Source organism: Pseudomonas sp. C 49-2 (assembly GCF_003970195.1).
Taxonomy (GTDB): domain Bacteria; phylum Pseudomonadota; class Gammaproteobacteria; order Pseudomonadales; family Pseudomonadaceae; genus Aquipseudomonas; species Aquipseudomonas canadensis.
On sequence record NZ_RXYG01000001.1, the window covers coordinates 485,916 to 497,171 of the forward strand.

Genomic DNA, 11,256 nt, shown 5'->3' on the forward strand with positions numbered 1-11,256 from the left:
TGCTCCATGTTCAAGCCCCTGGCGCTGGTCGCTGCCGTACTGACTGCATTCAGCCTGAATGCCTTCGCCAAGACCGAGTTGACCGTGTACACGGCCCTCGAAGCCGAGCAGTTGAAGACCTACAAAAAGGCCTTCGAACAGGCCAACCCTGATATCGAAATCAAATGGGTGCGCGACTCTACCGGCATCATCACCGCCAAGCTGCTGGCCGAGAAAGACCGCCCGCAAGCCGACGCAGTCTGGGGTCTGGCCGCTTCCAGCCTGGCGATCCTCGATCAGCAGGGCATGCTGGACAACTACGCGCCGAAGGACCTGGACAAGATCGGCAAGAACTACCGCGACACCGCCAACCCGCCGGCCTGGGTCGGCATGGATGTGTGGGCCGCAACGATTTGCTTCAACACCGTCGAAGCCGAAAAGCAGGGCCTGACCAAGCCGGTGAGCTGGCAGGACCTGACCAAGCCTGAGTACAAGGGCAAGATTGTCATGCCCAACCCGGCCTCCTCCGGCACCGGTTTCCTGGACGTCAGCGCCTGGTTGCAGACCTACGGCGAGAAGCAAGGTTGGCAGTACATGGACGACCTGCACCAGAACATCGGCCAGTACGTTCACTCCGGCTCCAAGCCGTGCAAGCTCGCGGCTTCGGGTGAGTTTCCGATCGGTATTTCCTTCGAATACCCGGCCGTGCAGTTGAAACGCCAGGGCGCGCCGCTGGACATCATCCTGCCGAAAGAAGGCCTGGGCTGGGACATCGAGGCCACTGCCGTCATGAAAGGCACCCACAACGCCGACGCCGCGAAAAAGCTCGCTGATTTCTCCGCCAGCCCGGCTGCCATGGACCTGTACAAGGACAACTTCGCCGTCCTCGCTCAGCCTGGCATTGCCAAGCCGCAGACCGAATTGCCGGCCGACTATGAACAACGCCTGATCAAGAACGACTTCGCGTGGGCCTCGAAGAACCGTGACAGCATTTTGACCGAATGGCGCAAGCGCTATGACGGCAAGTCGGAGAAGGTAGCGGGTCAATAAGGTTTTCGTTAGGGCTGATGGCCTCTTCACAGGCAAGCCAGCGCCCACATTTGAAGGTGTTCGCAATTCAAAATGTGGGAGCTGGCTTGCCTGCGAAGGCGGCTTCGAATACAGGACATCACTTCATGACACACCACAGCGATCTGCTGATCATCGGCGCCGGCATCCTCGGCCTGTCCCACGCCTTTGCCGCCGCCAAACGCGGGCTCAAGGTCAAGGTGTTCGAACGCAGCGCCACGCCACTGGGCGCCTCGGTGCGCAACTTCGGCCAGGCCCTGGTCACCGGGCAACCGCCGGGGCCGATGCTTGACCTGGCACGGCAAAGCCGTGACATTTGGGGCCATTGGGCGCAAGTCGCCGGGCTGCAACTCAAGCTCAACGGCGCGTACCTGTTTGCCCGCACCGAAGCGGAAGAGCACTTGCTGGAAGCCTTCTGTGAGGGGCGTGCACACGAGCACGGCTACAACGTCGAACTGCTGCAAGGCGCGGCGATGAAGGACCTGTATGGCGGCCAGTTTCGTCATCACCGCGCTGCGCTGCACGGCAAGGACGATCAGCAACTGTATTCCCGTGAAGCGATCCCAGCGCTGATCAACTACCTGGCGCAAGAGCTGAACGTGGAGTTTTATTTCTCCACGTTGGTGCGTGATCTCGAACCGGGCCAGTTGCACAGCACGGCAGGCAGCTTTCGCGGCGAACAGATCATTGTGTGCTCCGGCCACGACTACCAGACCTTGCTGGCCGAAGCGATGGCCGAACTCAATCCGAGTATCTGCCGTCTGCAAATGTTACGTGCCCGGCCCGCCGTCAACCTGAACCTGCAACACGCGTTGCTCACCGGCTTGAGCTGCGTGCACTACGGCGCTTTCGCCGACCTGCCGGAAGCGGCGCCGGTGCAGGCGCAAATCCTGCGCGATGCTCCGTACCTGCACGAACACGGCATTCACCTTCTGATCAGCCCGACGCCCCATGGCGAATTGATCATCGGTGATTCCCATGACTACGGCAGCGACGCGTCGCCCTTCAACGCCGAGCAGGTGGATGACTGGATGATCGAACTGGCTGAGCAGACCTTGGGCTGCAAAATCCAGGTGGTGGAGCGTTGGCAGGGTGTGTACGGCTCGCGGGGGCCGGGGCCGTTTTCATTCCTGCGCGTGGCGCCGGGAGTGAGCGCCGCGTTGATGCACACGGGCGTGGGCATGAGCGTGGGGCCGGCGATGGCCGAGCACAATATCAGTACCCTGTGGGGAGCTGCGTGATGAACCCGGAACAGACCATCGCCGAGGTCTTCGGCTTGTATGAGCAGCACGGCACGGCGGATTACATCGGCGAGCCGGTGTCGCAGATCGAGCACATGTCCCAGGCCGCGCAACTCGCCATGGCCGAAGGCTTTGATGATGAAGTGGTGCTGGCGGCGTTTTTCCACGACATCGGGCATCTCTGCGGCCAGGGCGAGGAAAACATGGGGGGTTATGGCGTGGTCAGCCATGAACGGCTGGGGGCCGACTATCTGCGTCGCGCAGGGTTCAGCGAGCGCATGGCCACGTTGGTGGAGTATCACGTGCAGGCCAAGCGCTACCTGACCTTCAGCCAGCCGGACTATTACGCGTGCCTGAGCGAAGCCAGCCGTCGCACCTTGGCGTATCAGGGTGGGGTGATGAGTGCCGAGGAGGCTCAGGCGTTTGAGCAGGACCCGCTGTGCGCCGTGAGTTTGCGCATGCGTCATTGGGATGAACAGGCCAAGCAGAGGCATGTGCCGGTACTTGACCTGCAGATGCTCAAGGCAAAGGCTGCGCGGCTACTGGTTGCGTAGACAGGCCTTACAACCAACGCAGACTCGCCGTCTGGAGGCGGGGGCATTGCGTCGTTAAGGTGTTTGCTTCTTACCTTAAGGAGCAACACGGATGCGTTACTTGAAAGCCACTGCCCAGGACATGAGTGGTAATGGCCGCGCCGATACGGTCATCCTGCATTTTTATGAGCATCAGGCAGGTTGCCCGGATGAACTGGTTCACGAGATCTTCGCGGTGGACATGAGTGCCGATGGCCGTGTCGATCTACAGTGGGCGGAGGATCTGAACCCCGTCAGCCGGCCACGTGTGCTGGATACAGAGCAGGTTGATAGTTTTGCCGACAGTTTCTTGAAACTGGGCTGGTTCAATCAGCGCAGCCATTGGCAGCGTACGTTGACGATGTACGTCGATCACTTCGGTAAAACCGGAACGCCCAACGCGATCAAGCTCGACTTCCATGAGCGCACGACGTCTGGGTGCAGGTCGTCGCTGGTTTACCAAGCGGCTGCTTATGACGGCGACAGTGACGGCGTGTTGGAGTCGTTCACCAATAGCGACATCGACCGCAATGGGGTGGCCGATAAAGCCGATAAAGAACTGATTCGCTCGCTCTGTAGGGCTTTCCTGGCGTTTGGGTGGTTTGTGCAATAACTCGGTCAGGTCTCATCAAGCCGAGCGGCCAGGGCTTCGACCTGCTCCTGGCGCTCAGCCTGGCTCAACTTGGCGTGAGGATTGAGGGACGACCATTGCGGATGGGCGCGGGCTTTGTGTAGTGCGTCCGGCAACTTGCCTTCGCGCCAGGTCTTGTCCTGGGGTGTGTCGACCTTGATGCTGTGCATCGCCGCATGGCCGCGCAGGTTCAGGGCCTTGAGCAACTGGCGTTGACGCAAAGCGAGCAGGCGCAGCACGCTGTCATCGACGGTCAGCTCGCGCTGGCCTTTGATTTTGCCCAGCAACCGGCTGCCATAGCTGCGCGCAGTCTGCAGGGCGCCACCGGCAATCGCGCCGGCCAGGGCGGCGGCGCCCAAGGTCAGGCCGCCGACTAGCAGGTCCACACCCGCACCGGCTGCCGCGCCTGCGGCGATCCCGCCACCGACGCGCACGCCGAGTTGCTTGAGGGTTTCCGGATTGAACAGGTCATCGCCCCAGCGCCCGTCGAGCAAGGGCAAGTCACTGGCAGCGGCGTCCTGCGGGCGGAAGCCGAACAGTTTGAGCAGGGCTTCCACACATTTTTGTTCACGCTGGCGCACGGCTTTGCGCAGGTCGCTGATGGCTTGTTGCTCATCTTCAGTGACCACACTGCGGCGACAGGCGGCGCAGTCGATCAGCAGCTCGGCGATCAGTCGCGCAGCACTTTGCTGGCGGGCCTGGCGCTGGGCCTCCTGGTCAAGAATCAAGCGCTCCAACTGTGGTCGCGCGCTTTCCAGTAGCAGGGCGAGGCTTTCGTACAAGCGCCGTTCGCCGTCTTCCGGCGGCGCTACGCTGTCAAATCGCACCAGCGCATGCAGGCCAAGGCGGGCCAGGGCCTCGCGCCAGTCTGGCTCGCGGTGGTCGCTGCTGCTGACGAAATTAAGCACGGGCAGCAACGGCTTGCCGCAACTGGCCAGCACTTGCAGCTCGTCGCGATACTTGGCCAGCACCGGCTCGCGGGCGTCGATCACATACAAGCCGGCATCGGAGGCCAGCAGTTGGCGCAGCACCTTGGCTTCCTGTTCGAAACGCTGGCGGGCTTCGCTGCCTTCCAGGAAGCGCGTCAGGCGGGCCGGCCCATCGAGGCGTTCGCCGGGGCGATCCAGGCGTTCCAGGTAATCGAGCAGGGCGATGGCGTCTTCCAGGCCGGGTGTGTCGTACAGCTCCAGCAAGGCTTCGCCGTCCACCGACAAGCGCGCGCCTTCCACATGCCGTGTCGTGCTGGGGCGATGGGAGACTTCACCGAAGCCAACATCACGCGTGAGGGTGCGCAGCAACGACGTCTTGCCGACATTGGTGTGGCCGACCACGGCGAGTTTCAGCGGTTTAGTCATGACCCGTCTCCAGCCAGTTCAACGGCGCGCAGTCGGCGAAAGGTAACTCCAGTTGCTGCAACGCGGCGTGCCAGTCGCCTAGGCGTTCGGCGTCCAGCGCCTGGCCGGGTGGCGCTTGCAGCAGCCACACGCGGGTGGCGGTGGCGCTGCGCGCGAGTTCGGCGATCAGCGCCAGGCTGCCGCGATCCGGCGAGCGCCGTGGGTCGCAGGCGACGGCCAGGCGTGCAGGCGGGAAGCGCGAGAGTTGCTCCAGCAGTTTGTGGCGTGATTCGCGGCTGTCGAGGATGCCGGCGTTCTTCACGCTGGCGGGCAGTTTGGGCGGCCAGGGATGTTGGTCGTCCAGTTCGATGGCAACCAGCAGGGCGCCGTCGCTTTCCAGTTCACTGACGCCGCCGCTGACGTGGTGCAACTGCTCGGGCGCGGCATCGTTGACCCCAAGGCGTTCGCTGCTCGGCATCAGACGCTCGCGCAATTGGCTGTAGCCGGGCAGGTTGAGGTCCAGGCGCAGGGCGGCGCGCCCGCGTTTCCAGCGCCACAGGCACAGCAACCCGAGGATCAGGCGGGGCAGCAGGCCATAGACCAGCAGCACGCCGACCAGCCAGGCGGCCCAGGCTTGGCGGGCGCTTTCGATATTCAGGGCGGAGTCGCCGCTGGCGCGGATCATCTCGACGGTCGGCACATTGAAGCCCAACAGAGCAGGCAAGGTGCCGAGGGCCTGGGTGACGGCGACGAAGGTGTCGGCACCGAGAATGGTGGTTTCCCACACGAAGCCGTAGCGGCGGGTAGCGAGTAGCGTAAGCAGAATCACCATGGCGCTGAGCAACGCCAACAACCATAGACTGTTGACCAGCACGCCTACGGCCCAGCGATTGAGTTTCTGCCGTTGCAGTAGCAGTAACAGTGCTGGCGCCAGTTGGGCGGCTTTGGCATCACGGGCGAATTTTTCGCTGAGCCACAACCATAGTCGCCCCAGGCTGGCACTGTGCTCACCGGCAAACAGCAGGCCCAACGCCCAACTGATCAGAAGGATCAGGTTCAAGCCAAGCAGGCTGCCCAAGGCCCAGAACACATTCACCGGCGTTAGACCGTTGCCCAGTGCAGCAAACGCCAGCCCTGCGCCGCTGATGACCGCGACGATTGCCAGCAGCACCAGCGCCAGACGCGCACCTTGCAGCCAGCGAGTGAGGGCCGCCGCTAGCCCATCGCGTTCGGCCAGGTGCAAGGCGCGCTGCTGGATACGTGTCGGCAGGTCGCCCCCGGCCGAGCGGGCCAGGCGGTTGGCTTCCAGGTCTTCCAGCGGGCCTGCGTGTTCTTCGCGCAGGCGCACGGTTTCTGTCAGCCAGAGTGTGTGCAGTGGAGTCACGCGTAGTCCTGTTGTGTTTGTGAGCCTGGAGCATAACCCCTGGCTCGGGGCTCTGGTATTCTCGTCGCCATGAAAAAAACTCTCCCTTTAAGCCTGATCGCAGCCCTCGGTGAAAACCGTGTGATCGGCGTCGACAACAGCATGCCCTGGCATTTGCCGGGGGATTTCAAATATTTCAAGGCCACTACCCTGGGCAAGCCGATCATCATGGGGCGCAAGACCTGGGATTCCCTGGGCCGACCGTTGCCGGGGCGCTTGAACATCGTGGTTAGCCGTCAGACCGATCTGGCGCTTGAAGGTGCGGAAGTTTTTCCGTCACTGGAGGCGGCGGTAGAACGCGCTGAAGAATGGGCCAAGGCGCAAGGCGTGGACGAGCTGATGCTGATCGGCGGTGCGCAACTGTATGCGCAGGGGCTGGAGCAGGCGGATCGGCTTTATCTGACGCGGGTGGCGTTGAGTCCGGAAGGGGATGCTTGGTTTCCGGAGTTTGATACGAAGCAGTGGAAGCTGGTGTCGAATGTCGAGAATGCGGCTGAGGGAGATAAGCCGGCGTATAACTTCGAGGTTTGGGAAAAGGCCTAGGAGCATCGCCGGCAAGCCGGCTCCTACAGTTGATTGCGTTACCCTGTAGGAGCCGGCTTGCCGGCGATAGCGGTCCATCAGGCCTGCGCTAACTCAGCATGCTCATCGGCATTCAACAACGCTTTATCCGTCTGCCCCATGACCTGGCTGGTGATCGCACCGGCCGTCATCGATCCATTTACGTTCAGCGCCGTGCGGCCCATGTCGATCAGCGGCTCTACGGAAATCAGCAGCGCCACCAGTGACACCGGCAAGCCCATGGCCGGCAGTACGATCAGCGCAGCAAAGGTCGCACCGCCGCCCACGCCGGCAACGCCTGCCGAACTCAAGGTCACGATCGCCACCAAAGTCGCGATCCACAGCGGGTCCAGCGGGTTGATGCCTACGGTCGGCGCGACCATCACCGCCAACATCGCAGGATAAAGACCGGCGCAACCGTTCTGGCCGATGGTCGCGCCAAACGAGGCAGCGAAACCGGCGATGGACTGTGGGATGCCCAGGCGACGGGTCTGCGCTTCAATGCTCAGCGGGATCGCCGCTGCGCTGGAGCGGCTGGTGAAGGCAAAGGTCAGCACCGGCCACACTTTGCGGAAGAAACGCAGCGGGTTGATCCCGGCCAGGGACAGCAGCAGGCCGTGCACCACGAACATCAGGCCCAGGGCCAGGTACGACACCACCACAAAACTGCCGAGCTTGATGATGTCTTGCAGGTTGGAACCGGCGACCACTTTGGTCATCAGCGCCAATACGCCGTACGGGGTCAGCTTCATCACCAGGCGCACCAGACGCATGACCCAGGCTTGCAGGGTGTCGATGGCGTTGAGGACTTTCTGGCCTTTTTCCACGTCATCCTTGAGCAGTTGCAGCGCGGCAACCCCCAGGAAAGCGGCGAAAATCACCACGCTGATGATCGAGGTCGGCTTGGCCCGGGCCAGGTCGGCAAACGGGTTGGCCGGCACGAACGACAGCAGCAGTTGCGGGATATTCAGGTCGGCAACCTTGCCGGCGTAATCACTCTGGATCACTTGCAGGCGCGCCATTTCCTGGGTGCCGGCCACCAGGCCCTCGGCGGTGAGGCCGAACAGGTTGGTCAGGCCGATACCGATCAACGCCGCAATCGCTGTGGTGAACAGCAGCGTGCCGATGGTCAAGAAGCTGATCTTGCCCAACGACGACGCGTTGTGCAGACGGGCCACGGCGCTGAGGATCGAGGCAAATACCAGCGGTATCACGATCATTTGCAGCAGTTGTACGTAGCCGTTGCCGACCAGATCGAACCAGCCGATGGAGGCCTTGAGCACCGGATTGCCATCGCCGTAGATCGTGTGCAGAACGGTGCCGAACACCACCCCGAGTACGAGGGCGAACAGGACCTTCTTGGCGAGGCTCCAGTTAGTACGACGGGTTTGTGCCAGGCCCAGCAACAGGGCCACGAACACCAGTAAGTTGAGAATCAGGGGCAGATTCATTGAAGCTCCGTTGAGAAGGCAGCCAATCGCGTGAGCCTGCGATTGCGAACCGGAAAGCCTAACAGCTTGAAATATATTGATTTAATACCGATATGGAATGGTGACTGTCGTTTTTGGAATAAGCGTTTGACGCTCAGGCACATGCCGTTGGCGCGATCACGACGCAAGCGGTCGCGCTCGGGAGATAACTGTCACAGGGATTTGTTAGCGTCGGTGTCTTTCACTCAGGGAGAAAACGCATATGAAGCTCGCTTCGAGATTGTTTGCCGCCGCGCTGTGCCTTGGCCTTGCCGGCCAAACCATGGCCGCCACCGAGTTGAAACACTGGCCGGCCCCCGCCGCCAAGCAACTGAACGAAATGATCGCCGCCAACGCCAACAAGGGTAACTTCGCGGTGTTCGACATGGACAACACCAGTTACCGCTACGACCTCGAAGAATCCCTGCTGCCCTACATGGAAAACAAAGGCCTGATCACCCGCGACAGCCTTGATCCGTCGCTCAAGCTTATGCCTTTCAAAGACACCGCCGACCATAAGGAAAGTCTGTTCAGTTACTACTATCGCCTCTGCGAAGTGGACGACATGGTCTGCTATCCGTGGGTCGCCCAGGTGTTTTCGGGGTTCACCCTCAAGGAACTCAAAGTGCAGGTCGATGAGCTGATGGCCTCCGGCAAGCCCGTGCCCGTCAGCTATTTCGAAGGCGATGTGGTGAAGAAGTCCGAGGTGCAACCGCCGAAAGTCTTCACCGGCCAGGCCGAGCTGTACAACAAACTGATGGAAAACGGCATCCAGGTGTATGTGATGACCGCCGCCTCGGAAGAACTGGTGCGCATGGTCGCCGCCGATCCCAAGTACGGCTACAACGTCAAACCCGAGAACGTCATCGGCGTGACCACCCTGCTCAAGGACCGCAAGACCGGCGAACTGACCACCGCACGCAAACAGATCACCGCCGGCAAATATGACGAGAAGGCCAACCTCGGCCTGGAACTCACCCCTTACCTGTGGACCCCGGCGACCTGGATGGCGGGCAAGCACGCGGCAATCCTCACCTACATCGACGAGTGGAAAAAACCGGTATTGGTAGGTGGCGACACGCCGACCAGCGATGGCTACATGCTGTTCCACGATGTGGACGTGGCCAAGGGCGGCATCCACCTGTGGATCAACCGCAAGGACAAATACATGACCCAACTGAACGGCATGATCGCCAAGCATGCGGCGGCGCAGGCCAAGGAAGGGTTGCCGGTGACGGCGGACAAGAACTGGGTGATCGTCAAGCCGGAGGAGATTCAGTAACACTGAGTCGCCTGCATCGGGGGCAAGCTCCCTCCCACATATTGATGTGTGAACACATTCAAATGTGGGAGGGGGCTTGCCCCCGATGGCGGCCTCAATAACACCGCAAAGCCTAGGCAAAAATAGATATCAATTGCGAACCAATCTCATCCTCTGCTAGCGTGCGCACTTCCTGAACCCTCCGTTCTTCTCAAGGTAGTGCTGTGTCCTCCTGGAATTCGCAGATCGCGCGCCTGTTCGCGGAGCAGAAGAAAGCCCTCGAAGCCTTCGTCACCCGTCGCACGGGTAGCGCTCAGGTGGCCGCTGACTTGACCCAGGAATCGTTCCTGCGCCTGGCGCGCCTGGATTCCGGCGAGAAGATCGACAACCTCCCAGCCTTCCTTTTCACCATCGCCAGCAACCTGGTGCGTGATCACCAACGCCAGGCCATCCGCCGCGAGCGCCTGGATGCCGGTGAACCCAGTGAAGAACTGCCTTGCAGCAATCCTGGCGCCGATGAGCAATTGGCCGCCTATCAGCAGGAGCAACTGATGCAGGACGCTATCCTGGCGTTGCCCGAGGCGACTCGGCAGATCTTCCTGCTCTATCATGTCGACGAACTTTCCTACCGCGAGATTGGCGAGCGACTGTCGATCACCCCGCGCAGCGTGGAATACCAATTGCGTCGCGCCTTGATTGAATGCCGCGCCTACATCAAGACGCGGCTCGCCAGCGACACACAAGGACGTCGGTCATGACCGCCACACCCACTGCCGACGAATTGTTCGAAGAAGCGTCTGGCTGGTATTTCCGCCTACAGGCCGAAGATGTCACGGCAGCCGAAATGGACGCCTTTGCCGCCTGGCTTGGGCAGGGCCAGCCACAGGATGACGCTTGGCAGGAAGTGCAGGCCATGCTCGGCGGTTTGCGTGAACCGGCGCGGGTGATCCGCCGCGCCGAACAGGCTGCCTGGCGCCAACCTGCGCGCCGTTGGGCATATGCCGCTGCCATATTGCTAGCAGTGGGCCTGACCGTGCAAAACACCCCCTGGCTCGACCGCCTGCGCGCGGACTACGCCACCCGCACCGGCGAATCGCGCACTGTCGAACTGGCCGACGGCTCCCAGTTGCAACTCAACACTGACAGCGCGATTCAAGTGCGCATGAGCGGCGGTGAGCGTCAGATTCGTCTGCTGCGTGGTGAAGGGTTTTTCAGCGTGACCAAGGACCCGGCGCGGCCTTTCGTGGTGCAGTCCGGCGATGGCTGGGTGAAAGTGGTCGGCACACAGTTCAGCGTGGCGCGGCGTGATGCACAGACGCGTGTGCAGGTGGCTCAGGGCAAGGTGCAGGTCAGTGCGGGCAGTGGTGAGCCGGTCTTCCTGGAGCCAGGCCGGGCGGTGGAGTATCAGGACCAGCACCTCGCAGAGGTACATGGCTTCGACCCGGCCAGCGGTTTCGCCTGGCGCCAACGGCAACTGGTGTTCCGCCAGCAGCCCCTGTCGGAAGTGGTCAGCGAGTTGAATCGCTACTGGCCCGGCAAGACTCTGGTGCTGGGCGATGCGCTGCGCAATCGCGTGGTGTCCGGCGTGTTCGAGATCGACAAACCCGACGCCGTGATCAAGGCGCTGGAATACACCCTCAATCTGCAGGCCGAGCACTACACCCCGTATTTGCTGGTGTTGCGCGAAGGCAAAGCGTCCTGACGACAACTTTTTCAA

The 11,256-nt window shown here is 61.7% G+C and carries 11 protein-coding genes; 8 read left to right on the plus strand and 3 right to left on the minus strand.

Going from position 1 to position 11,256, the window contains the following annotated elements:
- The first annotated feature begins 6 nt into the window (after nucleotides 1-6).
- The 4 genes from EJ576_RS02270 to EJ576_RS02285 all read left to right on the plus strand — a co-directional run bounded on the left by EJ576_RS02270 (nucleotide 7) and on the right by EJ576_RS02285 (nucleotide 3,473).
- Nucleotides 7-1,029 carry a putative 2-aminoethylphosphonate ABC transporter substrate-binding protein gene (locus EJ576_RS02270; RefSeq protein ID WP_122729711.1) on the plus strand — a complete coding sequence of 341 codons (1,023 nt, stop codon included), beginning with the start codon at nucleotides 7-9 and terminating at the stop codon, nucleotides 1,027-1,029.
- A gap of 125 nt (nucleotides 1,030-1,154) precedes the next feature.
- Nucleotides 1,155-2,288, plus strand: a complete 1,134-nt coding sequence (locus tag EJ576_RS02275) for a TIGR03364 family FAD-dependent oxidoreductase (RefSeq protein ID WP_126569495.1) — start codon at nucleotides 1,155-1,157, stop codon at nucleotides 2,286-2,288.
- Entirely contained in the window at nucleotides 2,288-2,842 is a 555-nt protein-coding gene (locus EJ576_RS02280) for a phosphonate degradation HD-domain oxygenase (protein ID WP_126569496.1), read from the plus strand. The genes EJ576_RS02275 and EJ576_RS02280 overlap by 1 nt, the downstream gene beginning before the upstream one ends.
- Before the next feature lie 91 nt (nucleotides 2,843-2,933).
- Nucleotides 2,934-3,473 (plus strand): hypothetical protein, encoded by a 540-nt coding sequence (locus tag EJ576_RS02285; RefSeq protein ID WP_126569497.1) that lies wholly within the window; start codon nucleotides 2,934-2,936, stop codon nucleotides 3,471-3,473.
- Nucleotides 3,474-3,478: 5 nt separating this feature from the next.
- On the opposite strand, the gene EJ576_RS02290 is transcribed toward EJ576_RS02285, so the two are convergent.
- The gene (locus tag EJ576_RS02290) at nucleotides 3,479-4,846 is read right to left on the minus strand and encodes a DUF3482 domain-containing protein (RefSeq protein WP_122729702.1); all 1,368 of its coding nucleotides are present in this window, start codon (nucleotides 4,844-4,846) and stop codon (nucleotides 3,479-3,481) included.
- Nucleotides 4,839-6,209, minus strand: coding sequence for a DUF2868 domain-containing protein (locus EJ576_RS02295; RefSeq protein ID WP_126569498.1), 1,371 nt, complete (start codon nucleotides 6,207-6,209; stop codon nucleotides 4,839-4,841). The genes EJ576_RS02290 and EJ576_RS02295 overlap by 8 nt, the downstream gene beginning before the upstream one ends.
- Before the next feature lie 69 nt (nucleotides 6,210-6,278).
- Between EJ576_RS02295 and EJ576_RS02300 the strand changes: the two genes are divergently transcribed.
- Complete coding sequence (locus EJ576_RS02300) at nucleotides 6,279-6,791, plus strand: dihydrofolate reductase (protein ID WP_122729698.1); 513 nt, start codon at nucleotides 6,279-6,281, stop codon at nucleotides 6,789-6,791.
- Between the two features lie 77 nt (nucleotides 6,792-6,868).
- Here the strand turns inward: EJ576_RS02300 and EJ576_RS02305 are convergent, their stop codons facing one another.
- A complete protein-coding gene (locus EJ576_RS02305) occupies nucleotides 6,869-8,260 on the minus strand; it encodes an L-cystine transporter (protein ID WP_028618333.1) in 1,392 nt (463 codons plus the stop codon).
- Between the two features lie 241 nt (nucleotides 8,261-8,501).
- Here EJ576_RS02305 and EJ576_RS02310 point away from each other — a divergent pair, with 241 nt between their 5' ends.
- The 3 genes from EJ576_RS02310 (at nucleotide 8,502) to EJ576_RS02320 (ending at nucleotide 11,241) form a co-directional block, all read left to right on the plus strand.
- Nucleotides 8,502-9,560: a haloacid dehalogenase-like hydrolase gene (locus tag EJ576_RS02310; RefSeq protein WP_126569499.1), complete on the plus strand. Its 1,059-nt coding sequence runs from the start codon at nucleotides 8,502-8,504 to the stop codon at nucleotides 9,558-9,560.
- A 203-nt stretch (nucleotides 9,561-9,763) separates the two neighbouring features.
- The gene (locus EJ576_RS02315; protein WP_028618331.1) at nucleotides 9,764-10,297 is read left to right on the plus strand and encodes an RNA polymerase sigma factor; all 534 of its coding nucleotides are present in this window, start codon (nucleotides 9,764-9,766) and stop codon (nucleotides 10,295-10,297) included.
- On the plus strand, nucleotides 10,294-11,241 hold the full coding sequence (locus EJ576_RS02320; RefSeq protein ID WP_122729689.1) for a FecR family protein: 948 nt from the start codon (nucleotides 10,294-10,296) through the stop codon (nucleotides 11,239-11,241). The genes EJ576_RS02315 and EJ576_RS02320 overlap by 4 nt, the downstream gene beginning before the upstream one ends.
- Nucleotides 11,242-11,256 lie beyond the last annotated feature (15 nt).

Bases quoted from the DNA above. Each gene is read 5' to 3' on its own strand.
- EJ576_RS02270 (WP_122729711.1), top strand. From the start codon at position 7: ATGTTCAAGCCCCTGGCGCTGGTCGCTGCCGTACTGACTGCATTCAGC.
- EJ576_RS02275 (WP_126569495.1), top strand. From the start codon at position 1,155: ATGACACACCACAGCGATCTGCTGATCATCGGCGCCGGCATCCTCGGC.
- EJ576_RS02280 (WP_126569496.1), top strand. From the start codon at position 2,288: ATGAACCCGGAACAGACCATCGCCGAGGTCTTCGGCTTGTATGAGCAG.
- EJ576_RS02285 (WP_126569497.1), top strand. From the start codon at position 2,934: ATGCGTTACTTGAAAGCCACTGCCCAGGACATGAGTGGTAATGGCCGC.
- EJ576_RS02290 (WP_122729702.1), bottom strand. From the start codon at position 4,846: ATGACTAAACCGCTGAAACTCGCCGTGGTCGGCCACACCAATGTCGGC.
- EJ576_RS02300 (WP_122729698.1), top strand. From the start codon at position 6,279: ATGAAAAAAACTCTCCCTTTAAGCCTGATCGCAGCCCTCGGTGAAAAC.
- EJ576_RS02305 (WP_028618333.1), bottom strand. From the start codon at position 8,260: ATGAATCTGCCCCTGATTCTCAACTTACTGGTGTTCGTGGCCCTGTTG.
- EJ576_RS02310 (WP_126569499.1), top strand. From the start codon at position 8,502: ATGAAGCTCGCTTCGAGATTGTTTGCCGCCGCGCTGTGCCTTGGCCTT.
- EJ576_RS02320 (WP_122729689.1), top strand. From the start codon at position 10,294: ATGACCGCCACACCCACTGCCGACGAATTGTTCGAAGAAGCGTCTGGC.